Source organism: Pseudomonas sp. P4_B3 (assembly GCF_056402295.1).
Genome location: NZ_JBFUHR010000001.1, coordinates 94,533 through 119,523, shown reverse-complemented (window position 1 = coordinate 119,523; position 24,991 = coordinate 94,533). Strand labels below are relative to the sequence as shown.

Here is a 24,991-nt window from a genome sequence, read left to right as displayed (position 1 = left end):
GAACCGTTAAACCGCGGCAGCGCCGCCGACGATTTCCGAGATCTCTTGGGTGATCGCAGCCTGACGCGCCTTGTTGTAGACCAGCTGCAAATCGCTGATCAAATCACCGGCGTTGTCGGTAGCGTTCTTCATCGCGATCATCCGCGCAGCCTGTTCAGCCGCGTTGTTCTCGACCACCGCCTGGTAGACCTGCGACTCGACGTAACGGACCATCAAGCCGTCAAGCAGCTCTTTGGCATCCGGTTCGTAGAGATAGTCCCAGTGGTGCTTGAGGTCTTGATCCGGGGTTGCCACCAGTGGAATCAACTGCTCCACGGTAGGCTGTTGCGTCATGGTGTTGATGAACTTGTTGGACACCACGGACAGGCGGTCAATACGGCCGTCCAGGTAGGCATCCAGCATCACCTTGACGCTGCCAATCAGATCATTGATCGACGGCTCTTCACCCAGGTGGCTGATAGCTGCTACGACGTTACCGCCGAAGTTGCGGAAGAAAGCCGCACCCTTGCTACCAACGACACACAGATCGATCTCGACGCCGTTTTCGCGGTTTACCGCCATGTCCTTGACCAGAGCCTTGAACAGGTTGGTGTTCAAGCCACCACACAAACCACGGTCACTGCTCACTACGACATAACCAACTCGCTTTACTTCACGGTCGATCATGAACGGGTGGCGATATTCCGGGTTAGCGTTGGCCAGATGACCAATAACCTGGCGGATGCGCTCCGCGTAAGGACGGCTAGCAGCCATGCGCATTTGTGCCTTGCGCATTTTACTGACCGCCACTTTTTCCATGGCGCTGGTAATCTTTTGCGTGCTTTTGATGCTCGCAATCTTACTGCGAATCTCTTTTGCGCCTGCCATGTAACACCTATCAGGTTAGCAAGCGGGAGCCTTGCGGCTCCCGCTGCGGCTTACCAGGTTTGGGTGGCCTTGAACTTCTCGATACCGGCTTTCATGCCAGCGTCGATTTCGTCATTGAAGTCACCCTTCACGTTGATCTTCGCCATCAAATCGGCGTGATCGCGGTTGAAGAAAGCAATCAGCGCTTGTTCGAAGCTGCCGATCTTGGCGATTTCAACGTCAGTCAGGAACCCACGCTCAGCGGCATACAGCGACAGCGCCATGTCAGCGATCGACATTGGTGCGTATTGCTTCTGCTTCATCAGCTCGGTAACGCGCTGACCATGCTCAAGTTGCTTACGGGTCGCTTCGTCCAGGTCAGAAGCGAACTGGGCGAATGCCGCCAGTTCACGGTACTGAGCCAGAGCGGTACGGATACCACCGGACAGCTTCTTGATGATCTTGGTCTGAGCGGCACCACCCACACGGGATACCGAAACACCGGCGTTCACTGCAGGGCGGATGCCCGAGTTGAACATGGCCGATTCCAGGAAGATCTGACCGTCGGTGATGGAAATCACGTTGGTCGGAACGAACGCGGAAACGTCGCCAGCCTGGGTTTCGATGATCGGCAGTGCGGTCAGGGAACCGGTTTTGCCGGTCACTGCGCCGTTGGTGAACTTCTCTACGTATTCTTCCGAAACGCGGGATGCGCGCTCCAGCAGACGGGAGTGGAGATAGAACACGTCGCCTGGGTAAGCTTCACGGCCTGGTGGACGGCGCAGCAGCAGGGAAATCTGGCGGTAAGCCACTGCTTGCTTGGACAGATCGTCATAAACGATCAGCGCGTCTTCACCGCGGTCGCGGAAGAATTCACCCATGGTGCAACCGGAGTACGGTGCCAGGAATTGCAGCGCAGGAGATTCCGAAGCACTGGCAGCCACGATGATCGTGTTGGCCAGGGCGCCGTTTTCTTCCAGCTTGCGAACCACGTTGGCGATGGTCGATTGTTTCTGACCGATCGCTACGTAGACGCAGAAAATGCCGCTGTTCTTCTGGTTGATGATCGCGTCGATCGCCAGAGCGGTTTTACCGATCTGACGGTCACCGATGATCAGCTCACGCTGGCCACGGCCGACCGGGATCATGGCATCGACAGCCTTGTAGCCAGTCTGTACAGGCTGGTCTACCGACTTACGCCAGATCACGCCTGGAGCAACTTTCTCGACCGCGTCGGTCTCGGTGTTGCCCAGTGGACCTTTGCCGTCAACAGGGTTACCCAGTGCGTCGACTACGCGACCCAGCAGTTCCTTACCAACCGGAACTTCGAGGATGCGGCCAGTGCACTTGGCGCTCAAGCCTTCAGCCAGAGACTGGTATGCGCCCAGTACAACGGCACCTACGGAGTCTTGCTCCAGGTTGAGGGCCATGCCGAAGACGCCGCCCGGAAACTCGATCATCTCGCCGTACATTACGTCGGCCAGACCGTGAATCCGCACGATACCGTCAGATACGCTGACGACAGTGCCTTCGTTACGGGCTTGGGAGGTCACATCGAGCTTGTCGATGCGGCCCTTGATAATTTCACTTATTTCGGAAGGATTGAGTTGCTGCATTGCTCTGCTGCCCCTTCAAACTCAAGATTTCAATGCTTCGGCCAGTTTCGCGATTTTGCCGCGAATCGAGCCATCGATAACCAGGTCGCCGGCGCGGATGACGACACCACCAATAAGGGCAGCGTCCTCCGCAACTTGCAGGCGCACTTCCCGGTTGAGTCGTGCACTGAGAACCTTGGCGAGTTTGTCTTGCTGTTCTTGGTTCAATGCAAAAGCACTGGTCACTTCAACGTCTACCGACTTCTCTTGCTCGGCCTTGTACAGGTCGAAAAGAGCGGCAATCTCCGGCAATAGCAGGAGACGGTCGTTTTCGGCAACGACATTGATGAAGTTCTGTGCCTTGGCATCAAACTTGTCGCCACACACGTCAATGAACGTGGTGGCCTTTTCTGCGCTCGTCAGTCGCGGGGCCTTGAGCACGCGCTGCAGAGTGTCGTCTTGCGACACCGCTGCAGCCAGGCCGAGCATGGCTGACCAATTGGCCAGTTGCTGGTGGGCCTGAGCGTGCTCGAAGGCCGCCTTAGCGTAAGGTCGGGCCAACGTGGTCAGTTCTGCCATGATCGCCCTCGCTTAGATTTCAGCAGCCAGTTGGTTAACCAGCTTTGCGTGCGCGTTTTGATCGATTGTGGCACCCAGGATCTTCTCGGCGCCTTCGACTGCCAGCAAGCCCACTTGGGCACGCAGCACGTCTTTGACACTGTTCAGTTCCTGTTCGATCTCGGCCTGAGCCTGAACCTTCACACGGTCAGCGTCGACACGGGCTTTTTCAACAGCCTCTTCGACAATCTGATTACCGCGTTTCTTGGCTTGCTCGATGATTTCAGCTGCCTGAGCTTTCGCTTCGCGCAGTTGCTGACCCGCTTTCTCTTGGGCCAACTCCAGGTCGCGAGCTGCTCGGCTGGCAGCGTCCAGACCATCAGCGATCTTCTTTTGACGTTCGTGCAGAGCCGCAATGACCGGAGGCCATACGAACTTCATGCAGAACAGTACAAAAATCAGGAACGCAACGGACTGGCCAATCAGGGTCGCATTAATGTTCACGCCAACACCTCGCAGTTACGTTGTCCATCACACCAAATTACCCGGAAGATCCGAGTAATCAGCCAGCGATTTGACCAACGAACGGGTTCGCAAAGGTGAAGAACAGAGCGATACCAACACCGATCATGGTTACGGCGTCGAGCAGACCGGCAACGATGAACATTTTAACTTGCAGCATTGGAACCATTTCTGGCTGACGCGCTGCGCCTTCCAGGAACTTGCCGCCCAGCAGGCCGAAACCAATTGCGGTACCCAGTGCGCCCAGGCCGATCAACAGTGCAACAGCGATAGCGGTTAGACCAACTACAGTTTCCATCTTTCCTCCCGACTTTTACGTCGTATGGTTTAGGTTTTTTTAATTTAAAGCGGTAAAACAAATCGTTTCAGAGGCCCCGTTAAGAGCCCCCTCCCGTTTAACGGGGAGGGACATCAGACTAGTCGAGACTGGTCTTAATGGTTTTCTTCGTGTGCCATCGACAGGTAGACGATGGTCAGCATCATGAAGATGAACGCCTGCAGGGTGATGATCAGGATGTGGAACACAGCCCACGCCCACTGCAGAACAACGCCCAGGCCACTAAGCCAGAGCAGACCGCTGCCGAACATCACAGCAATCAGAATGAAGACCAGCTCGCCGGCATACATGTTGCCGAACAGACGCAGAGCCAGGGAGATCGGCTTGGCGATCAGGGTCACGAATTCCAGCAGGAAGTTCACCGGGATCAGCAGCGCCTGAAGGAAGATGTTCTTGCTGCCGAACGGGTGCAGGGTCAGCTCGCCGATGAAGCCGCCGAGGCCCTTGATCTTGATGCTGTAGAAAATGATCAGCGCGAACACCGAGAAGGCCATGGCCAGAGTAGCGTTCGGGTCGGTGGTCGACACGGCACGGAACGGGATGTGGTGATCGCCGGAGATCAGGATGGCCAGCTGAGGAATCCAGTCGACCGGTACCAGGTCGACGGCGTTCATCATGAACACCCAGACGAAGATGGTCAGTGCCAGTGGTGCAACCACCGGGCTACGGCCATGGAAGCTGTCTTTCACGCTGCCATCGACGAATTCGACCAATACTTCAACGAAGTTCTGCAAAGCACCAGGAACACCGGTAGTCGCCTTCTTCGCCGCCATGCGGAAAAGGAGAACGAAAATCAGACCCAATGCGACCGACCAGCCGAGAGTATCGACGTGGAAAGCCCAGAAGCCCATTTCCTTGGCTTCTGCTGCGGTGTGGGCAAAGCCCCAGCCGCCGTTGGGTAGCTGACCGAAGGTCAGGTTCTGCAAGTGGTGCTGGATATAGCCCGAAGCGGTTGTTTCTGCCATGGTTGCCTCAAACGCCCTAAGGTCTCGAAAGTCTTGTTCTCATCAGCAGGGGAGCGAACCAGCTGACCGACTGAGTCAGCACGAAGGCACCGAATACTGCAATCGGCGCCAGTGGCTTCACACCTGCAAACACCAGTGCAAACAGCACTGCCGTCAAAATCAGTTTGCCTGCCTCGCCGGCATAAAAAGACCGGACGATGGACTGGGCTGCTCGGGCGCCGGTAAACCGAAATGCCTTGTGAGCGAAATAAATATTGGGAAGCAAGGCTATCAGGCCTCCGCAAAGTCCCGAGTACCCGGCAACGACTCCATACCGTTGCCAGAGCGCCAAAGCGGCAATGAGCAGAACGACAAATTGAGCCATTAACACCGGAAAAACTGCCAGGCGATGGAAGGGCAGGCGGTTTGGCGTGCGGGTTTCCATCACTTTTACTCCCCAATGGTCGGCTGCCGAAATTCAATAACTTGGCATAATTTGTGCCGACAAAATGCGCGCAGAGTATAGGGGCGGTTCTGCCCCTATTCAACTGTCAGGTAGTGATTTCCGACTGCGCGCTACATGAGGAAATGTTTCAGCGGATATGCGCAAGTACGCCTTGAAGCTCATCCAGTGAGTTGTAGCCAATCACCAACTGCCCTTTACCCTTCTTACCGTGGCGGATCTGCACCGCAGAGCCTAGGCGCTCGGCCAGGCGCTGTTCAAGACGGGCGATATCCGGGTCCGGTTTTGCCGCTTCAACAGGCTCCGGTTTACCACTCAACCACTGGCGAACCAGTGCCTCGGTTTGGCGCACGGTCAGCCCGCGTGCGACAACATGTCGCGCCCCTTCAACCTGTTGAATTTCCGGCAAACCGAGCAAAGCACGGGCGTGACCCATTTCCAGGTCGCCGTGGGACAACATGGTCTTGATGACTTCCGGCAAGGAAATCAGGCGCAACAGGTTAGCCACTGTCACCCGGGACTTGCCCACTGCCTCGGCGACCTGTTGCTGGGTCAGCTGGAACTCCTGCTGCAACCGCTGCAGAGCCACCGCTTCTTCGATCGGGTTCAGGTCTTCGCGCTGGATGTTCTCGATCAGCGCGATGGCAATAGCGGTTTCATCGGGTACATCGCGAACCATCGCCGGGATGGTTTCCTTCCCGGCTTGCTGGCTGGCGCGCCAGCGGCGTTCGCCGGCAATGATTTCAAAACGGCCGCTGCCGATCGGGCGAACCACGATGGGCTGCATGACGCCCTGGGCCTTGATCGACTGCGCCAGCTCTTCGAGCGCCTGCGGATCCATGTCACGACGCGGCTGGTATTTGCCGCGCTGGAGCAGATCCAGGGGAAGGTGCTGCAGCTCACGCTGATCGGCTTGCGCCGCTTGTTCTTCCAGCGAGCTGACAGTCGGACCACTCAACAGAGCATCCAGTCCACGTCCGAGACCTCGTTTCTTGACGGCCATGGGGATTCCTTAAGTTGCCTGAGCAGCGGCGATGCGTGAGTTTTTGCGTTGACGACGAACCATTTCGCCCGCCAATGCCAGATAGGCAACGGCGCCTCGCGATGCTTTGTCGTACGCCAGCGCCGGCATGCCGTAGCTTGGCGCTTCGGCCAGACGGATGTTGCGCGGAATGACGGTGTCGTAGAGCTGTTCGCCGAAGTGTTCCTTGAGCTGCGCCGAGACATCGTTCATCAGGCTCAGGCGCGGGTCGTACATCGTCCGCAGCAGGCCTTCGACCTTCAGGTTCGGGTTCAGCAGTTCAGCGATACGCTTGATGTTATCCACAAGGTCGCTCAAGCCTTCGAGTGCGAAGTACTCGCACTGCATGGGGATAATTACCCCGTCGGCGGCAACCAGTGCGTTCAGGGTCAGCATCGACAGCGACGGTGGGCAGTCGATCAGGATGTAATCGTAGTTTTCCCGGATCGGCGCCAGCGCGCTGCGCAGACGGCTTTCCTTCATCTGCATTTCCAGCAGCACTACTTCGGCCGCGGTGAGGTCGCGGTTGGCTGGCAACAACTGGTAACCACCGTGTTCGGAAAAGTGCATGGCCTGGGCCAGGTCGCACTCACCGATCAGCAGGTCGTAGACCGAGTTTTCCAGGCCATGTTTATCCACACCGCTACCCATGGTGGCGTTGCCCTGTGGATCAAGGTCGATCAACAGCACCCGGCGCTTGGTCGCGACCAGGGATGCTGCGAGGTTGATGCAGGTGGTGGTTTTGCCCACGCCACCCTTTTGGTTCGCAATCGCGAATACCTTAGCCATTCTTGCTTGTGTTCCCAATCATGCCGTGCGGCGCAGTATCAGCAGATGGCGTTGGCCTTGGCAACCAGGTACGGCCAGGGCGTGTTCGCTATCGAGGTGGAAGTCTGCCGGCAATGCTACCAGCTCATCGGCCGGATGAACGCCCTTCATTGCCAGCCAGCGTGTTTCGCTATCGCCGAGGTGGCGAGTCCAGTTGCTGAAGTTCTCCATGCTGCTGAACGCCCGGGAAATGATCCCGTTGAACGGCTGGGCAGGCTGGAAGGCTTCAACGCGACTGTGGATAACTTGCAGGTTATCCAGTTTGAGTTCGAGTTTTACCTGGGTCAGGAAGCGGGTTTTCTTGCCGTTGCTGTCCAGGCAGGTCACCTGGGACTCGGGAAACAGGATCGCCAGCGGAATGCCAGGCATGCCGCCGCCACTGCCGACGTCGAGCCAACGACCGTTTTCGATGAACGACATCACACTCAGGCTATCGAGCAAGTGACGGGAAACCATTTCGTCCGGATCACGCACGGCGGTGAGGTTGTAAGCCTTGTTCCATTTGATCAACAGGGCCAGGTAACCCAGCAGTTGTGCGTGCTGGGTTTCTGTCAGCGTGACGCCAAGCTGGCGGGCACCTGTGGATAACTCTTCTGCGTGTTGCGAAGTGACCAACGAACTCAAGCGCTTTGCTCCAACTGACGGCCCGCGCCGCGTTTTTTCAAATGAATCATCAACAGCGAAATGGCTGCCGGCGTAACGCCCGGGATACGCGAGGCCTGGCCCAAGGTTTCTGGACGGGTCGCGCCGAGCTTGCTCTGGATCTCTTTGGAGAGACCGGAAATATTTGTGTAATCGATATCCACAGGCAATTTGGTGTCTTCGCTGGCGCGCAGGCGGGCGATTTCATCCTGTTGACGATCGATGTAGCCGGCGTACTTGGTCTTGATTTCGACCTGCTCGGCAACCTGTGGATCTTCTGCGCCCCCACCGGTCACGGCGATCAGACCAGCGTAGTCGATTTCCGGACGGCTCAAGAGATTGAGCAGGTTGTATTCGTGAGTCAGTGGCGTGCCGAACTTTTCGGCAATCGCATCGCCTTGTTCGGTGCCCGGGCGTACCCAGGTGCTTTTCAGGCGCTGCTCTTCGAGTTCGATGCTTTCGCGTTTTTTGCAGAAAGCCGCCCAGCGCACGTCATCCACCAGGCCCAGTTCGCGACCTTTTTCGGTCAAACGCAGGTCGGCGTTGTCTTCGCGCAGAATCAGACGGTATTCGGCACGGGACGTGAACATCCGATACGGCTCTTGGGTACCGAGGGTAATCAGGTCGTCGACCAACACGCCGATGTAGGCCTCGTCGCGACGCGGGCACCAGGCGTCTTTGCCTTGCGCACGCAGCGCAGCGTTGGTCCCGGCGAGCAACCCTTGGGCACCGGCTTCTTCGTAACCGGTTGTGCCGTTGATTTGCCCGGCGAAGAACAGGCCGCCGATGACTTTGGTTTCCAGGCTGAATTTCAAATCCCGTGGATCGAAGTAGTCGTACTCGATCGCGTAGCCCGGACGCACGATGTGCGCGTTTTCCATGCCGCGGATCGATTGCACGATCTGCAATTGCACGTCGAACGGCAAGCTTGTGGATATCCCGTTCGGATACAACTCATGGGTGGTCAAACCTTCCGGTTCGATGAACACCTGATGGCTTTCCTTGTCGGCAAAGCGATGGATCTTGTCTTCGATCGACGGGCAATAACGCGGGCCGATGCCTTCGATCTCACCGGCAGCGGAATACATCGGCGAACGGTCGAGGTTCGCGGCAATGATTTCGTGGGTGCGGGCGTTGGTATGAGTAATCCAGCAGCTGACTTGCTTCGGATGCTGCTCTTTGGACCCCATGAACGACATCACCGGGATCGGCGTATCACCCGGTTGCTCGGACATCACCGAGAAATCCACAGACCGGCCGTCGATACGCGGCGGAGTACCGGTTTTCAAACGACCCACACGCAATGGCAGCTCACGCAGACGGTGAGCCAGCGCGATCGATGGCGGATCACCGGCGCGACCGCCGGAAAAATTCTGCAAACCGATGTGGATAAGTCCACCGAGGAATGTGCCAGTGGTCAACACCACGGAATCGGCGAGGAAACGCAGGCCCATTTGGGTGACAACACCACGGACTTGTTCCTGCTCGACGATCAAGTCGTCAGCGGCCTGTTGAAATATCCACAGGTTCGGCTGGTTCTCCAGGATTTCGCGGACAGCTGCCTTGTACAGAACCCGGTCTGCCTGTGCGCGGGTTGCTCGCACGGCCGGGCCTTTGCGGCTGTTCAACACGCGAAACTGGATACCGCCTTTATCGGTAGCCATGGCCATCGCGCCGCCGAGGGCGTCGATTTCCTTGACCAGGTGGCTTTTGCCGATCCCGCCAATGGCCGGATTGCAACTCATGGCACCGAGGGTTTCCACGTTGTGCGTCAGCAACAGGGTTTTAACCCCCATACGTGCTGAGGCCAGTGCTGCCTCGGTACCGGCATGACCGCCGCCGATGACGATCACTTCAAAACGGGAAGGGAAATCCACCACGCACCTCGTGCCTGCTTAAGTAGGTAATTCAGGAATAGTTTGAGCTCAGGTTTTTGGACCTGGTCGACAAGTATAGGGACTTCGCCCTTCCTAAAGAACCCTTTGCACAAAATTTAACCAGCTGTGGAAAAGTCGGAGTTATAGAAATTAAAAAGAAAGAAATTTATTAAATCTTTGTTTTTATGTTTATTTCTATGCAGGCAACTATCTGTGGATAGATCTATGAAGCCCTTTGTTTTCAATGTGTACAGTGATTCAAAACCCTGTGTTCATGTGCCAATGAGGCCCTTGGATAACCGGTGTAAGCCTGTGGATGAAAGGGGTGGTTATCCACAGAGGCGGTTATGTTCAGTTTTAGAGGCCTGTTATCAACTGACCTTAGCTGCGGTTATTCACAGGGCTTAATCCACAGAAAAGTGCCGTTCGCTCGAAATTCGGGTACAGGAATTGCGCTCAAACAGACGAAGTCCGCTCGGCACTGGAGGTTTTTTTCAGAAAAGGAGGGAGCAGACAGGCACGAATGGCCTGTCTGTGAATAACAGGAGGGCTACTTACCGATACAGAAGCTGGAGAAAATTCGCCCCAGCAGATCGTCAGAGCTGAAAGCACCGGTGATTTCACCCAGCGACTGCTGAGCCTGGCGCAAATCCTCGGCCAACAACTCGCCAGCGCCGGCCAGGGTCAATTGGGCACGGCCATGCTCGAGGGCAGTACTGGCATGACGTAGCGCCTCAAGGTGTCGCCGGCGAGCACTGAAGCTGCTTTCGGACGTTTGTTCATAGCCCATGCAGGCCTTGAGGTGATCACGCAGCAGCTCTAGCCCGACACCACCAGACTTGGCGCTCAGGCTGATGGTGACATGGCCGTCGTCGCTGACCTCCATGGCAATGGGTTCAGCCGTAAGGTCGGCCTTGTTGCGGATCAGGGTGACTTTCGCGGGATCGGGACGGATTTCGAGAAACTCCGGCCAGAGTGCGAACGGATCGAGGGCTTCAGGTGCCGTGGCATCGACCACCAGCAGTACCCGATCCGCTTCGCCAATGGCTTTCAAGGCACGCTCAACGCCGATTTTTTCCACATGATCATCGGTATCGCGCAGACCGGCGGTATCCACCACGTGCAGCGGCATGCCATCGATGTGGATATGTTCACGAAGCACGTCACGGGTGGTGCCAGCAATTTCGGTCACGATCGCCGCTTCACGCCCGGCCAGTGCATTGAGCAGGCTGGATTTACCGGCATTCGGACGACCGGCAATCACCACGGTCATGCCGTCACGCAGCAAGGCACCCTGCCCGGCTTCGCGCATGACGGTAGATAACTCGTCGCGCACTTTGTCGAGCATGCTCAGGACGTGGCCATCGGCGAGGAAGTCGATTTCCTCTTCCGGGAAATCGATGGCCGCTTCGACATAGATGCGCAGGCCGATCAATTGCTCGGTGAGGTTATGCACACGTGACGAGAAGGCACCCTGCAGGGAGCGCAACGCGTTTCGCGCAGCCTGGGCAGAACTGGCTTCAATCAGGTCGGCAATGGCTTCGGCCTGGGCGAGGTCCAGTTTGTCGTTGAGGAAGGCGCGCTCACTGAACTCCCCCGGTCGGGCGAGACGGCAACCCAGTTCCAGGCAACGCTTGAGCAACATATCCAGAACGATCGGGCCACCATGACCTTGCAGCTCCAGTACATCTTCGCCGGTGAACGAGTTTGGCCCTGGAAAATACAGCGTGATGCCCTGGTCCAGCACCTCGTCGTTTTCACCGAGAAACGGACCGTAGTGGGCAAATCGCGGCTTGAGCTCGCGACCGCTGAAAGCCTTGGCCGCAACGCTGGCCAACGGCCCGGAAATACGCACGATGCCTACACCGCCACGACCTTGAGCGGTGGCGACGGCGGCGATGGTTTCACGAGGAACGCTCATAAACCGGTATCCAGACAAAAGTGACAGATAGCAAAACGCCCCACTAGGGGGCGTTTTGAGTGGTTATCCACAGTGTAAATCAGGCAGCTGCTTTGGTAGCCGCTTCGATCTTACGCGTGATGTACCACTGTTGGGCGATCGACAGGCAGTTGTTCACTACCCAGTACAGCACCAGACCCGCCGGGAACCACAGGAAGAAGAAGGTGAAGATGATTGGCATCAGCTTCATCACCTTGGCCTGCATCGGATCCGGTGGAGTCGGGTTCAACTGCTGCTGGATGAACATGGTTGCACCCATGATGATCGGCAGAATGAAGAACGGATCCTTGATCGACAGGTCAGTGATCCACAGCATGAACGGCGCCTGGCGCATTTCGACGCTTTCCAGCAGAACCCAGTACAGCGAGAGGAAAACCGGCATCTGCACGAGGATTGGCAAGCAACCACCCAGCGGATTGATCTTCTCTTTCTTGTACAGCTCCATCATGGATTGCGACATTTTCTGCCGGTCATCGCCATGTTGCTCTTTCAGCGCGGCCAGTTTCGGTGCCACTGCACGCATGCGCGCCATGGATTTGTAGCTGGCAGCCGACAGTGGGAAGAAAATCCCTTTGATCAGCATGGTCAGGAAGATGATCGACCAGCCCCAGTTACCCACAATGGCGTGGATGTGTTGCAGCAACCAGAAGATCGGTTGGGCGATGAACCACAGAATGCCGTAGTCGACCGTCAGTTCCAGACCTGGGGACAACTCTTTCAGCACGGCCTGGCTTTTCGGACCGGCGTACAGAACAGCACTGGTCTCGGCCTTGGCACCCGGCGCAACACTCATCGATGGGCCGGTGTAGCCGATGATGTAGTTGCCTTTGCTGTCTTTACGGGTCTGGACGACGTTGTTTTCGCCCTTGGCCGGTATCCATGCGGTCACGAAGTAGTGCTGCAACCAGGCAACCCAACCGCCAGTGATGGTTTCTTTCAGCGGCGCCTTGTCCATGTCCTTCATGGACACTTTCTTGTACGGCTCGGAACTTGTCCACAGGGCAGCGCCCAGGTAAGTCGCGGTGCCGGTGGCGGTTGTGGAAGATGGATCGGCGCTGGCGTCACGCTTCAATTGCGCGAACATCGCACCGGTCCAGGGCTGAGCGCTCTGGTTGTCGATCAGGTAGGAAACGGTTACGTCATACAGGCCACGTTTCAGGGTGAAACGCTTGATGTAGTTGACGCCGTCCTTGCTGAACTTCAGGTCCACGACCAATTGGTCCTGACCGTCAGCCAGCTGATAAACCTTCTTCTCCGAGGAATAAACCGGACGACCGGCCGGATTGGCATCCGGACCGTTGGTGCCGATCAGACCGCTTTGCGCCAGATAAGTACGTTCGCCGCCGTTATCGAACAGCTGGAACGGAATTTCCGGGTGATCCTGACGACGCGGATACAGCGGCAGGGTCAGCTGGGCAACATCACCACCTTGTGGGTCGACAGCCAGGTCCAGTACATCCGTTTTGATCTGGATGAGGTCCTTGCTCACAGCCACCGGCGTTTCGGCAGGTGCGCTGGTGTCGCTTGCAGCACGTGGAATGTCGTCACTGGCGGAAGCGTTGGAGCCAGATGCCGTATCCGGCAGGCCCGATGCAGTCGTATTGGTGGCAACATTCTGAGTCGGCAGGGCAGCCTGGCCATAGTCCTGGTTCCATTTAAGAACCATAACGTAGGACACGATTGCCAGGGCGACGATCAGGATCGTGCGTTTGATATCCATGATTACTCGGCCATCGAAGAAGAACGGGAGGTAGGGATAGGTGGAACCGGGTCATAACCACCGGGATTCCACGGATGACAGCGACCTAAACGACGAAAGGTCAGCCAGCCACCGCGAAGAAGGCCATGATTTTCGATGGCTTCTAACGCGTAGCAGGAACAACTGGGGTAGAAACGACAGTGACTGGCCATCAGGGGACTAATGGCATAGCGATAAAACTGGATCGGAACGAGTGCCAGTTTACGCATCTGGACTGTCTACCCCTACAGTTTCGGTTTTGACTGCTGGTACCGGCGAACTGCGAGCCAGACGTTTCCAGAGTTTGCCGAAATGCTGAATCAATTCGGGGTTTTCTACATCACCCAAACCTTTGCGCGCGACGATAACGATGTCCCAACCGACCAGAGAGTCCTGGTTCAGGCGAAACGATTCGCGCATCAGACGTTTGAGGCGATTGCGCTCGACGGAGAGCTTTACGCTCTTTTTCCCGATAACCAACCCGAGACGGGGGTGATCGAGATCGTTGTTGCGCGCAAGGAGCAGGAGATTTTTCCCCGGAACCTTGCCGGTAGGGGAGTCAAAGACTGCCTTGAATTGCCGGGGGGTAAGCAGACGCTTTTCCCGACTGAAGTCCTGACTCACCTCCAGTGCCGGATTATCAAACTGCCAGACGCGCACGACCTTTGGCGCGACGACGCGACAGGACGGCACGACCGTTCTTGGTAGCCATGCGAGCACGGAAACCGTGGGTACGAGCGCGTTTGATAGTGCTTGGTTGGAAAGTACGTTTCATTGTCGTGTTACCTGGTTCGTCCACAACGGGCCGGAATGGCCCCCGTTTTAAGAGACCGGGGATTCTAGAGAAAGCAAGCCTTCAGGTCAATTTCCAACCAGCGTTTCCTTATAAATAGATCTCCGGACGTTTTGCGCTGAACGAACCGTCGGCAAATATAAAAATAAGAAAGGAAAGTATTTAAAGCTTTTCTGTAAAGCTTATAAAAGCTAGGCCCGCGCCCATCTGTGGATAAGTCGATTAAGCCCTTGTGTTACCTGATGTACAGAGAATGACAACTACAGTGGAAAACAGTGTTCAGCCTGTGCTGCGCTGTCGGATAACCTGTGTGTGGAAGGTCGGTTTATCCACAGGCCGGTTATCCACCGAGTTCCGCCCCCACTTGTGCAATGACCTTAACCCCGGTTATCCACAGAGCTTATGCACAGACCACTGGTCGCCTTTTTTGCGTATGAAACGGTGATTCTTCTTGGTCGATGAACCACCTTCGTGTGGATAAGTCGGCGTCTGGTCGCTACAATGGCCGCTTGTTTTTGCCTCACCGGCTTTCAACTTAGGGGATATCCGTGTCAGTGGAACTTTGGCAGCAGTGCGTGGAGCTTTTGCGCGATGAGCTGCCTGCCCAACAATTCAACACTTGGATCCGTCCACTACAGGTCGAAGCCGAAGGCGACGAGTTGCGTGTCTATGCACCCAATCGTTTTGTTCTGGACTGGGTCAACGAAAAGTACCTGGGGCGTGTTCTCGAATTGCTCGATGAGCACGGCAATGGCATGGCGCCTGCGCTTTCCTTGTTAATAGGCAGCAAACGCAGTTCGGCACCCCGTGCCGCGCCCAATGCTCCCCTGGCTGCCGCCGCTTCCCAGGCCCAGGCTGCTCAAGCGCCTGCCAGTCCACCGCCAGCACCTGCCGCCGCATCGACCAAACGTACGACGCGAAAAGTGGATGAGGTCACCGAGCAAGAACCTTCTCGTGACAGCTTCGACCCCATGGCCGGCGCCAGTTCGCAACAGGCCCCGGTTCGCGCCGAGCAACGTACCGTGCAGGTCGAAGGTGCGCTCAAGCACACCAGTTACCTGAATCGCACCTTTACCTTCGAGAACTTCGTTGAAGGTAAATCCAACCAGTTGGCGCGCGCCGCCGCCTGGCAGGTGGCAGACAACCCCAAGCACGGTTACAACCCGCTCTTCCTTTATGGTGGCGTCGGCCTGGGTAAAACCCACTTGATGCACGCTGTGGGTAACCATCTATTAAAGAAGAACCCGAATGCCAAGGTGGTGTACCTGCATTCCGAGCGTTTTGTGGCGGACATGGTCAAGGCTCTGCAACTGAACGCGATCAACGAGTTCAAACGCTTCTACCGTTCGGTGGATGCATTGCTGATCGATGACATTCAGTTCTTTGCCCGGAAGGAGCGTTCCCAGGAAGAGTTTTTCCACACCTTCAACGCCCTGCTCGAAGGTGGCCAGCAGGTCATTCTCACCAGTGACCGCTACCCGAAGGAAATCGAAGGCCTTGAAGAACGTCTCAAATCCCGTTTTGGCTGGGGCCTGACCGTAGCGGTCGAGCCGCCGGAGCTGGAAACCCGCGTGGCGATCCTGATGAAGAAGGCCGATCAGGCCAAAGTCGAGTTGCCGCACGACGCGGCGTTCTTCATTGCCCAACGCATTCGCTCCAACGTACGTGAGCTGGAAGGCGCGCTCAAACGCGTGATCGCCCACTCGCACTTCATGGGCCGCGATATCACCATCGAGCTGATTCGCGAATCCCTGAAGGACTTGTTGGCGTTGCAGGATAAACTGGTCTCTGTGGATAACATTCAGCGCACCGTCGCCGAGTACTACAAGATCAAGATATCCGATTTGCTGTCCAAACGCCGTTCGCGTTCGGTCGCTCGTCCGCGTCAGGTCGCCATGGCGTTGTCCAAGGAACTGACCAACCACAGCCTGCCGGAAATTGGCGATGTGTTTGGTGGTCGCGACCATACAACGGTCTTGCACGCGTGCCGCAAGATCAACGAACTTAAGGAATCCGACGCGGACATCCGCGAGGACTACAAGAACCTGCTGCGTACACTGACCACTTGATGAATACCAGCGCAGCTAATTAAGGCAAGGGACTAGACCATGCATTTCACCATTCAACGCGAAGCCCTGTTGAAACCCCTGCAACTGGTCGCAGGCGTCGTCGAGCGCCGACAGACCTTGCCGGTGCTTTCCAACGTGCTGCTGGTTGTCGAAGGCCAGCAATTGTCGCTGACCGGTACCGACCTGGAAGTCGAGCTGGTCGGTCGTGTTCAACTCGAAGAGCCGGCGGATCCGGGTTCCATCACCGTGCCGGCGCGCAAGCTGATGGACATCTGCAAAAGCCTGCCGAACGATGCGCTGATCGACATCAAGGTCGATGAGCAGAAGCTCGTGGTCAAAGCCGGCCGTAGTCGCTTTACCCTGTCGACACTACCGGCCAACGATTTCCCTACCGTGGAAGAAGGCCCGGGTTCGCTGACCTGCAGCCTGGAGCAAAGCAAACTGCGTCGTCTGATCGAGCGCACCAGCTTCGCCATGGCCCAGCAGGACGTGCGTTACTACCTTAATGGCATGCTGCTGGAAGTGTCCGCTGGCGTGATCCGCGCCGTGGCCACTGACGGTCACCGTCTGGCCATGTGCTCGATGCAGGCCGATATCGGTCAGCCGGATCGTCACCAGGTCATCGTGCCGCGTAAAGGTATCCTCGAGCTGGCTCGTCTGCTCACCGAGCCAGACGGCAATGTCAGCATCGTGCTGGGTCAGCACCACATCCGCGCCACCACCGGTGAGTTCACCTTCACCTCGAAGCTGGTCGACGGAAAATTCCCGGACTATGAGCGTGTTCTGCCTAAAGGCGGCGACAAGCTGGTACTGGGCGATCGCCAGGCGCTGCGCGAAGCGTTCAGCCGTACCGCGATTCTGTCCAACGAGAAGTACCGTGGTATCCGTCTGCAACTGGCCAGCGGTCAGCTGAAGATCCAGGCGAACAACCCGGAGCAGGAAGAAGCGGAAGAAGAAGTGGGCGTTGAATACAACGGTGGCTCTCTGGAAATCGGCTTCAACGTGAGCTACCTGCTCGACGTACTGGGCGTGATGACCACCGAGCAGGTTCGTCTGATCTTGTCCGACTCCAACAGTAGCGCGCTGGTGCAGGAATCGGATAACGACGACTCGGCCTACGTTGTCATGCCGATGCGTCTGTAATCATGCTCAGCAGAAGCTAGATGTCCTTAAGTCGCGTCTCGGTCACCGCGGTGCGCAATCTGCACCCGGTGACCTTCTCCCCCTCCCCCCGCATCAATATTCTTTACGGCGCCAACGGCAGCGGCAAAACCAGTGTTCTGGAAGCCATCCATCTGCTGGGGCTTGCCCGTTCGTTTCGCAGCACCCGTCTGTTGCCGGTGATTCAATACGAACAGCTTGCCTGTACGGTCTTTGGCCAGGTTGAACTGGCGGAGGGTGGGCATAGCGCTTTGGGCATCTCACGGGATCGACAAGGCGAATTCCAGATCCGTATCGATGGGCAGAATGCGCGCAGTGCCGCGCAACTGGCCGAGATCCTGCCGCTGCAACTGATCAATCCGGACAGCTTTCGATTGCTGGAAGGTGCGCCGAAAATTCGCCGGCAGTTTCTCGACTGGGGCGTGTTCCACGTGGAACCGCGCTTCATGTCAACCTGGCAGCGCTTGCAGAAGGCCCTGCGCCAGAGAAACTCTTGGCTGCGGCATGGTACACTTGACGCCGTTTCGCAAGCGGTTTGGGACAGGGAGCTGTGCCAGGCCAGCGCTGAAATTGATGAATACCGCCGCGCTTATATCAAAGCCTTGAAACCAGTCTTTGAACAAACCTTGAGCGATCTGGTTGAGCTTGAAGGCTTGACGCTCAGCTATTACCGCGGCTGGGACAAGGACCGTGAACTGAGTGCTGTGCTCGCTGGGTCTCTTCAGCGGGACCAGCAAATGGGGCATACCCAGGCCGGACCACAACGCGCTGATTTGCGTCTCAGACTGGGTGCGCACAACGCCGCGGACATCTTGTCCCGTGGCCAGCAGAAGTTGGTGGTTTGCGCATTGCGGATTGCCCAAGGGCACTTGGTCAGCCAGGCTCGGCGCGGTCAGTGTATTTATCTGGTGGATGACTTGCCGTCCGAGCTGGACGAGCACCACCGTCGTGCGCTTTGCCGCTTGTTGGAAGACTTACGCTGCCAGGTCTTTATCACCTGTGTAGATCACGAATTATTGAGGGAAGGCTGGCAGACGGAAACGCCAGTCGCTCTGTTCCACGTGGAACAGGGCCGTATCACCCAGACCCACGACCATCGGGAGTGAAGGCATTGAGCGAAGAAAATACGTACGACTCAACGAGCATTAAAGTGCTGAAAGGCCTGGATGCCGTACGCAAACGTCCCGGTATGTACATTGGTGACACCGACGATGGCAGCGGTCTGCACCACATGGTGTTCGAAGTGGTCGATAACTCGATCGACGAAGCTCTCGCCGGCCACTGCGACGACATCAGCATCATCATTCACCCGGATGAGTCCATCACCGTTCGTGACAACGGTCGCGGCATCCCGGTAGACGTGCACAAAGAAGAGGGCGTTTCGGCAGCCGAGGTCATCATGACCGTGCTGCACGCCGGCGGTAAGTTCGACGACAACTCCTACAAAGTATCCGGCGGTCTGCACGGTGTAGGTGTGTCGGTGGTGAACGCACTGTCCAAAGAACTGGTCCTGACCGTTCGCCGCAGCGGTAAAATCTGGGAACAGACTTACGTCCACGGTGTTCCACAAGAACCGATGAAAATCGTTGGTGAGAGTGAAACCACGGGCACCCAGATTCACTTCAAGCCATCGGCCGAGACGTTCAAGAACATCCACTTCAGCTGGGACATCCTGGCCAAGCGGATTCGTGAACTGTCCTTCCTCAACTCCGGTGTTGGCATCGTCCTCAAGGATGAACGCAGTGGCAAGGAAGAGTTGTTCAAGTACGAAGGCGGCCTGCGTGCGTTCGTTGAATACCTGAACACCAACAAGACTGCGGTCAACCAGGTGTTTCACTTCAACATTCAGCGCGAAGACGGCATCGGCGTGGAAATCGCCCTGCAGTGGAACGACAGCTTCAACGAGAACCTGTTGTGCTTCACCAACAACATTCCACAGCGCGACGGCGGTACTCACCTGGTGGGTTTCCGTTCCGCGCTGACGCGTAACCTCAACACCTACATCGAAGCAGAAGGCCTGGCGAAGAAGCACAAAGTTGCCACCACCGGTGACGATGCCCGTGAAGGCCTGACCGCGATCATTTCGGTGAAAGTACCGGATCCGAAGTTCAGCTCCCAGACCAAAGACAAGCTGGTGTCTTCCGAAGTGAAGACCGCGGTCGAACAGGAAATGGGCAAGTACTTCTCCGACTTCCTGCTGGAAAACCCGAACGAAGCCAAGCTGGTCGTCGGCAAGATGATCGATGCGGCGCGTGCCCGTGAAGCGGCGCGTAAAGCCCGTGAAATGACCCGTCGCAAAGGTGCGCTGGATATCGCCGGCCTGCCGGGCAAACTGGCCGACTGCCAGGAAAAAGACCCTGCCCTTTCCGAACTGTACCTCGTGGAAGGTGACTCTGCTGGCGGCTCCGCCAAGCAGGGACGTAACCGTCGGACCCAAGCCATCCTGCCGCTGAAGGGCAAGATCCTGAACGTCGAGAAGGCGCGTTTTGACAAGATGATCTCTTCGCAAGAAGTGGGCACCTTGATCACCGCGCTGGGCTGCGGCATCGGCCGCGACGAGTACAACATCGACAAGCTGCGTTACCACAACATCATCATCATGACCGATGCTGACGTCGACGGTTCGCACATCCGTACCCTGCTGCTGACCTTCTTCTTCCGTCAGTTGCCGGAGCTGATCGAACGCGGCTACATCTACATCGCTCAGCCACCGCTGTACAAGGTCAAGAAAGGCAAGCAAGAGCAATACATCAAAGACGACGACGCCATGGAAGAGTACATGACGCAGTCGGCCCTGGAAGATGCGAGCCTGCACCTGAACGAAGAAGCACCAGGCATCTCCGGTGAAGCGCTTGAGCGTCTGGTGAATGACTTCCGTCTGGTGATGAAGACTCTCAAGCGTCTGTCGCGCCTGTACCCACAGGAGCTGACCGAGCACTTCATCTACCTGCCAGCGGTGAGCATGGAGCAACTGTCCGATCACGCAGCGATGCAAGATTGGCTGGCTCAGTACGAAGTTCGCTTGCGCACCGTAGAGAAGTCCGGCCTGGTTTACAAAGCCAGCCTGCGTGAAGACCGTGAACGTAACGTCTGGCTGCCAGAGGTCGAACTGATCTCCCACGGCCTGTCGAACTACGTCACCTTCAACCGCGACTTCTTCGGCAGCAATGATTACAAGACTGTCGTTTCGCTAGGCGCTCAACTGAGCACCCTGCTGGACGACGGCGCGTACATCCAGCGTGGCGAGCGCAAGAAGCCGGTGACGGAGTTCAAGGAAGCCCTTGAATGGCTGATGGCTGAAAGCACCAAGCGTCACACCATCCAGCGATACAAAGGTCTGGGCGAAATGAACCCGGATCAGCTGTGGGAAACCACCATGGACCCAAGCCAGCGCCGGATGCTCAAAGTGACCATCGAAGACGCCATTGGCGCGGACCAGATCTTCAACACCCTGATGGGTGATGCGGTCGAACCACGTCGTGACTTCATCGAAAGCAACGCCCTGGCGGTGTCCAACCTGGACTTCTGATCCCGGTCGATGCCAACGAAAAGGCCAATGCATTTGCATTGGCCTTTTTTATTGCCTGAGTTTCACTCGCTCGCCGGCGCCACGCTCTCCAACCGATACCCATACCCGTAAATCGTCAGCAACTGCCAACCGCGATCCGCTGTCAGGCCAAGCTTGTTGCGCAGGCGATAGATGTGGGTGTCCAGCGGCCGTGACGACGACATTTCTTCATGGGGCCAGAGTCGTTCGTACAGGTAATCCCGCGACAGGGGTCGACCGAGGTTGCTGAACAGGCAATGCGCCAGGCGGTATTCGCGTTCGGTCATGACGATTGGTTTGCCGTCGCGAGTGACGGTCAGTTCGGCGTCGTCGAAAACCAGATCATTGAAGCTCAACCCTTCGGCAGCCGCGCGCTGCTGGCCGTGTCGGCGCAGGACCGCGCCAACACGGGCTTTCAGTTCATTTGGGCGGAACGGTTTGCTGACGTAGTCGTCGGCGCCAGCATTCAGGGCCTGAACGATATCGCTTTCGCCGTCGCGACTGGTGAGCATGATTGTCGCCGGCGGCGCTTCCATATGTTCGCGGGTCCATAGCAGCAATGACAAACCCGTGAGGTCTGGAAGTTGCCAGTCGAGGATCAGCAGGTCGAAGGTCTCCCGACGCAGTTGGCGCAACAGGTCTTCGGCCCGTTCGAAGCTGTGCAGCGACCACGGCTGCTCTCCGGTTTCGGCCATCTGTTGCAGGGTTTGTTCGACCCGGCGCAGTTCGGCGGGCTCATCGTCCAGAATCGCAACGCGCATACAGGGTGATTCCTTGTCGCTTGGGCAGCTCTTTATCGACGATAGCGGCTCAATCGATACAGTGAAAGCAAGCGGCCCGCCGTTGGTCGCGGCGTCCGCTATGATTCTTTGAGTCGACACCTCTGGCGTAGGAATCATGAAATCATTCACCCCGCCCTGTCCTGTTGGCCATGTTTGACCAACGCCGCCGTGAAAGCCGAGAGCCAAGCCAGGTACAGCGATTGTTTCGGCAATTGGTCCGCGAGTGGTTGTGGATAAGTCTCGTGCTGTTGCCGCTGACAACGTTGCTGTCCTATCGCGCGCAAATCAACTTGGGCGATGCATCCCCAGGCTTGAGTGCATGGCTTTCCCTTGGTCTGGTGACGTGCGTACTCGGGCTGTTGCTGTGGCGCCCGCGCCTGGCGCTCTGGCTGACGCTCACGGGGATGGCTTGTGCGTTGCTGATCAGCGCCGGCCTTGCGGAGTTCAAGCGCTGGTGGTGGTCTCCGACGCCTGCGGTGCTGGGGATGCTGTTTGGTTATCTGATCTGGAACTGGCGGCGCCTCAGTGTGGTGCTGACCTATTTCGGTTGGGAATTGGCGCGGCTGGACAGCGAGCCGAAAGTGTTTCCGGAGCGCCGTCGTGCCCAGTATCCCGGTGGCGACCGTTTGCAGAAGCAGATCATGGCGCTGGAACAAGCCATGAGCCTGACCCGCGATACCCACCGATTCATCGCCGATGGTCTGGAGTACTTGCCGGTGGCCACGTTGATCAGCGATCCCCAAGGGCAGATTCTGCTCGGCAACCGCAAGGCTCGCGACCTGTTTGGCGGGGATCTGGTCGGCGATGATGTGCTCGGGCGACTTAAACAGCTCGGTTATCCGGATATGAGCCGTGGGCCGGGCTCGTCTTTATCGACACTGCCGCTGCTGGAGTTTCGCGACCTCAAGGAGCGCAGCCTGCGTCTGGAGCGTGCCGGGTTGTTGCCGGTAGACGGTGATATTCCGGTCGGCTGGCTATGGAACCTGACTGATTTGAGTGTTGAGCGCGATGCGGAGGAACAGCGCGCGGTCCTGTTGCGGTTCCTGTCCCACGACCTGCGGGCGCCTCACTCGGCCATCCTTGCGTTGCTCGACGTCCACCGTCATCAGGTGGGCGGTGATTCGCAACTCTTTGATCAAATCGAGCTACAGGTACGTCGGGCCCTGGAACTGACTGACGGTTTCGTACAACTGGCGAGGGCCGAGTCCGAGGCTTATCAGTTTCAGCCGAGCCTGTTTGCGATGCTGGTGCTGGATGTGTTCGACCAGGCGCTGCCCATCGCGCAGCTGAAACAGATCGAACTGGTTCATCAAGTGGAAGAGGAAGCCCAGGAAAGTCTGGTTCTGGCGGATCAGGCGCTGCTGACCCGGGCGTTGTTCAATCTGCTGGAAAACGCCATCAAATACAGTGTTTCAGGTACTCGTATCCGTTTGCGCGTCAGTCAACGCGACGGCTGGCTGATCTGTGAGCTCATCGATCAGGGCAAAGGCATCGCCGCTGAGGAGTTACCCGAACTGTTCAGCCAATACCGACGCTTTTCTTCCGCCCAGGGTATCGATGGTGTGGGATTGGGATTATCGATGGTCAAAGCCGTTGTGGATCGGCACGGCGGGCGAGTCGAGTGTCAGAGCGAGGTGGGTCAGGGCACGACATTCAGGCTGCAATTTCCACTGTTTACAGAATGAAAGCGGTCGCCCTGTCCTGCCGACAATCTGCGATTGTTCCGGGCATAAAAAAACCGGCTATATCAGCCGGTTTTTTTACGTCCGAAAAAAACTTATGCACGTTTTTATGGTTTTTATCTCTCTGAGAAATATGTAAAAAAATCATAAAGTTACGTACAAATAACGACGGTTTTCAATGAAACGGTACACAGGTTATCCACAGAATCTCAGACAGCCACCTGATCGTTTGAAACCGGCGCTTGCGGAGCCGGTGGCAGCGAGCCCATTTCCCGTTGCATCTGCTCGTTCCACGCCTGGACCCGGTCGTTCAATTCGGCAATGGCTCGTGGCCCGTTGCCTTCGGCATACATCGGCTCGCCAATGATCACAGTGATGATGCCCTGCTTCTTCGCCCAACCGGTTTTCGGCCAGAACTTGCCTGCGTTGTGCGCAATCGGCAGCACTGGCAATTCGGCATTTACCGCCAAGGCGCTGCCACCGCGCGAGAACTTTCCGACGGTGCCGAAAGGAACGCGCGTGCCTTCAGGGAAGATCAGCACCCAGACATTGTCCTTGAGCAGTTCATCGCCCTTCTTCGCAACATGCTTGAGTGCGGCTTTCGGGTTGTCGCGATCGATGGCGATCGGTCGCAGCATGGCCATGGCCCAACCGAAGAACGGCACATAGAGCAATTCACGTTTGAGCACCTGGCTCAGCGGTGAAAAGTAGGCAGAGAGAAAGAACGTCTCCCACGTGCTCTGGTGGTTCGACTGAATGACGCAAGGCCGTTCAGGTACGTTCTCGGCACCCTTCACTTCGTAGCGGATACCCAGAAACACTTTGCTCAGCCATAAGGCGCAGCGGCACCAGTACACGTTGATAAAGCGGTAACGTGCCTTGAATGGCAGAAACGGCGCGATAAAAAAGCTCAGGCTGCACCACAGCAAGGAGCTGGTGCCCAGCAGCAGGTAAAAGAGGAAGGTTCTGATGGCCTGCAATATCGACATGGTGACGTTTACCGTTGCGGGAATTGCCCGTCCTATATAAAGCGCACTTCCCTTTCATCCCTGGTCAGGACCAATCGAAGCGCACACTTACTCAAGGGCATTTGTGGATAAGTTCTGCGGCAATCGCCGCCAGATCGTCAAAAATCAATGTGCCTACCGGAAGGGTCTTGCCCAAAGTCTTTTCGCCTTTCCCGGTCTTTACCAAAACTGGCTGTGAATCGACGGCTTTGGCGGCTTCCAGGTCACCAAGGCTGTCGCCGACGAACCAGAGATTGGTCAGCGACACGTTGTAATGAGCGGCGATGGTTTTCAACATCCCGGGTTTCGGCTTGCGGCAATCGCAGCCTTCGTCCGGCCCGTGCGGGCAGTAGACGATCAGGCCGACTTCACCGCCCTGCTCCGCCACCAGCGCGCGCAAGCGCTCGTGCATGGCGTCCAGAGTGGCGAGGTCGTAATAGCCGCGAGCGATGCCCGACTGGTTGGTAGCGACCGCTACCGTCCAGCCGGCCTTGCTCAACTGCGCGATGGCTTCGATCGAACCGGGGAGTGGAATCCACTCCTCCACTGACTTGATGTAAGCGTCGGAGTCGTAATTGATCACTCCGTCCCGATCGAGAATCAGCAGTTTCAACAGCAG

The 24,991-nt window shown here is 57.0% G+C and carries 24 protein-coding genes; 5 read left to right on the top strand and 19 right to left on the bottom strand.

Features of this window, described 5'->3' with window-relative positions:
- Positions 1–6: 6 nt before the first annotated feature.
- The 16 genes from atpG to rpmH form a co-directional block, all read right to left on the bottom strand.
- A complete protein-coding gene (gene atpG, locus AC1DWG_RS00605) occupies positions 7–867 on the bottom strand; it encodes a F0F1 ATP synthase subunit gamma (RefSeq protein WP_085723558.1) in 861 nt (286 codons plus the stop codon).
- 50 nt (positions 868–917) lie between these two features.
- The gene (atpA, locus tag AC1DWG_RS00600; RefSeq protein ID WP_477787117.1) at positions 918–2,462 is read right to left on the bottom strand and encodes a F0F1 ATP synthase subunit alpha; all 1,545 of its coding nucleotides are present in this window, start codon (positions 2,460–2,462) and stop codon (positions 918–920) included.
- A 21-nt stretch (positions 2,463–2,483) separates the two neighbouring features.
- Positions 2,484–3,020 (bottom strand): F0F1 ATP synthase subunit delta, encoded by a 537-nt coding sequence (locus AC1DWG_RS00595; RefSeq protein ID WP_108218799.1) that lies wholly within the window; start codon positions 3,018–3,020, stop codon positions 2,484–2,486.
- Positions 3,021–3,032: 12 nt separating this feature from the next.
- Positions 3,033–3,503 (bottom strand): F0F1 ATP synthase subunit B, encoded by a 471-nt coding sequence (locus AC1DWG_RS00590; protein ID WP_116262423.1) that lies wholly within the window; start codon positions 3,501–3,503, stop codon positions 3,033–3,035.
- Between the two features lie 58 nt (positions 3,504–3,561).
- On the bottom strand, positions 3,562–3,819 hold the full coding sequence (atpE, locus tag AC1DWG_RS00585) for a F0F1 ATP synthase subunit C (protein WP_003097235.1): 258 nt from the start codon (positions 3,817–3,819) through the stop codon (positions 3,562–3,564).
- A 134-nt stretch (positions 3,820–3,953) separates the two neighbouring features.
- Entirely contained in the window at positions 3,954–4,823 is an 870-nt protein-coding gene (atpB, locus tag AC1DWG_RS00580; protein ID WP_477754448.1) for a F0F1 ATP synthase subunit A, read from the bottom strand.
- 16 nt (positions 4,824–4,839) lie between these two features.
- Positions 4,840–5,247, bottom strand: coding sequence for a F0F1 ATP synthase subunit I (locus AC1DWG_RS00575; RefSeq protein ID WP_477763105.1), 408 nt, complete (start codon positions 5,245–5,247; stop codon positions 4,840–4,842).
- A 148-nt stretch (positions 5,248–5,395) separates the two neighbouring features.
- Positions 5,396–6,268, bottom strand: a complete 873-nt coding sequence (locus tag AC1DWG_RS00570) for a ParB/RepB/Spo0J family partition protein (RefSeq protein WP_108218795.1) — start codon at positions 6,266–6,268, stop codon at positions 5,396–5,398.
- 9 nt (positions 6,269–6,277) lie between these two features.
- Entirely contained in the window at positions 6,278–7,075 is a 798-nt protein-coding gene (locus AC1DWG_RS00565; protein WP_007969897.1) for a ParA family protein, read from the bottom strand.
- An 18-nt stretch (positions 7,076–7,093) separates the two neighbouring features.
- The gene (rsmG, locus tag AC1DWG_RS00560; protein WP_007969895.1) at positions 7,094–7,738 is read right to left on the bottom strand and encodes a 16S rRNA (guanine(527)-N(7))-methyltransferase RsmG; all 645 of its coding nucleotides are present in this window, start codon (positions 7,736–7,738) and stop codon (positions 7,094–7,096) included.
- Entirely contained in the window at positions 7,735–9,633 is a 1,899-nt protein-coding gene (gene mnmG / locus AC1DWG_RS00555) for a tRNA uridine-5-carboxymethylaminomethyl(34) synthesis enzyme MnmG (protein WP_477763106.1), read from the bottom strand. The genes rsmG and mnmG overlap by 4 nt, the downstream gene beginning before the upstream one ends.
- Positions 9,634–10,183: 550 nt before the next feature.
- Positions 10,184–11,554, bottom strand: coding sequence for a tRNA uridine-5-carboxymethylaminomethyl(34) synthesis GTPase MnmE (gene mnmE, locus AC1DWG_RS00550; RefSeq protein WP_477754446.1), 1,371 nt, complete (start codon positions 11,552–11,554; stop codon positions 10,184–10,186).
- Positions 11,555–11,633: 79 nt separating this feature from the next.
- Positions 11,634–13,313, bottom strand: coding sequence for a membrane protein insertase YidC (gene yidC, locus AC1DWG_RS00545; RefSeq protein WP_477763107.1), 1,680 nt, complete (start codon positions 13,311–13,313; stop codon positions 11,634–11,636).
- Between the two features lie 2 nt (positions 13,314–13,315).
- Positions 13,316–13,561, bottom strand: a complete 246-nt coding sequence (yidD, locus tag AC1DWG_RS00540) for a membrane protein insertion efficiency factor YidD (protein ID WP_010207715.1) — start codon at positions 13,559–13,561, stop codon at positions 13,316–13,318.
- Positions 13,554–13,955, bottom strand: a complete 402-nt coding sequence (gene rnpA / locus AC1DWG_RS00535) for a ribonuclease P protein component (RefSeq protein ID WP_056727027.1) — start codon at positions 13,953–13,955, stop codon at positions 13,554–13,556. Before rnpA ends, yidD begins: the two co-directional genes overlap by 8 nt.
- 16 nt (positions 13,956–13,971) lie before the next feature.
- Positions 13,972–14,106, bottom strand: a complete 135-nt coding sequence (gene rpmH, locus AC1DWG_RS00530; RefSeq protein WP_003213577.1) for a 50S ribosomal protein L34 — start codon at positions 14,104–14,106, stop codon at positions 13,972–13,974.
- Between the two features lie 566 nt (positions 14,107–14,672).
- On the opposite strand from rpmH, the gene dnaA reads away from it, so the two are divergent.
- Genes dnaA through gyrB form a run of 4 tightly spaced genes read left to right on the top strand, consistent with a single transcriptional unit; the run spans position 14,673 to position 20,883 of the window.
- Positions 14,673–16,193, top strand: coding sequence for a chromosomal replication initiator protein DnaA (gene dnaA, locus AC1DWG_RS00525; protein ID WP_477759768.1), 1,521 nt, complete (start codon positions 14,673–14,675; stop codon positions 16,191–16,193).
- 39 nt (positions 16,194–16,232) lie between these two features.
- Positions 16,233–17,336, top strand: coding sequence for a DNA polymerase III subunit beta (dnaN, locus tag AC1DWG_RS00520; RefSeq protein WP_007969885.1), 1,104 nt, complete (start codon positions 16,233–16,235; stop codon positions 17,334–17,336).
- Positions 17,337–17,356: 20 nt separating this feature from the next.
- A complete protein-coding gene (gene recF, locus AC1DWG_RS00515; protein WP_007985068.1) occupies positions 17,357–18,460 on the top strand; it encodes a DNA replication/repair protein RecF in 1,104 nt (367 codons plus the stop codon).
- A gap of 5 nt (positions 18,461–18,465) precedes the next feature.
- Positions 18,466–20,883 carry a DNA topoisomerase (ATP-hydrolyzing) subunit B gene (gyrB, locus tag AC1DWG_RS00510; RefSeq protein ID WP_057397325.1) on the top strand — a complete coding sequence of 806 codons (2,418 nt, stop codon included), beginning with the start codon at positions 18,466–18,468 and terminating at the stop codon, positions 20,881–20,883.
- Positions 20,884–20,945: 62 nt separating this feature from the next.
- Here gyrB and AC1DWG_RS00505 read toward each other — a convergent pair whose 3' ends face one another.
- Complete coding sequence (locus AC1DWG_RS00505) at positions 20,946–21,662, bottom strand: response regulator transcription factor (RefSeq protein WP_477787116.1); 717 nt, start codon at positions 21,660–21,662, stop codon at positions 20,946–20,948.
- Between the two features lie 170 nt (positions 21,663–21,832).
- Between AC1DWG_RS00505 and AC1DWG_RS00500 the strand changes: the two genes are divergently transcribed.
- Positions 21,833–23,368, top strand: coding sequence for a sensor histidine kinase (locus AC1DWG_RS00500; protein WP_477763109.1), 1,536 nt, complete (start codon positions 21,833–21,835; stop codon positions 23,366–23,368).
- A gap of 206 nt (positions 23,369–23,574) precedes the next feature.
- Here the strand turns inward: AC1DWG_RS00500 and AC1DWG_RS00495 are convergent, their stop codons facing one another.
- Positions 23,575–24,354, bottom strand: coding sequence for a lysophospholipid acyltransferase family protein (locus AC1DWG_RS00495; protein ID WP_477759767.1), 780 nt, complete (start codon positions 24,352–24,354; stop codon positions 23,575–23,577).
- A gap of 91 nt (positions 24,355–24,445) precedes the next feature.
- Entirely contained in the window at positions 24,446–24,991 is a 546-nt protein-coding gene (gene gmhB, locus AC1DWG_RS00490) for a D-glycero-beta-D-manno-heptose 1,7-bisphosphate 7-phosphatase (RefSeq protein ID WP_477755072.1), read from the bottom strand.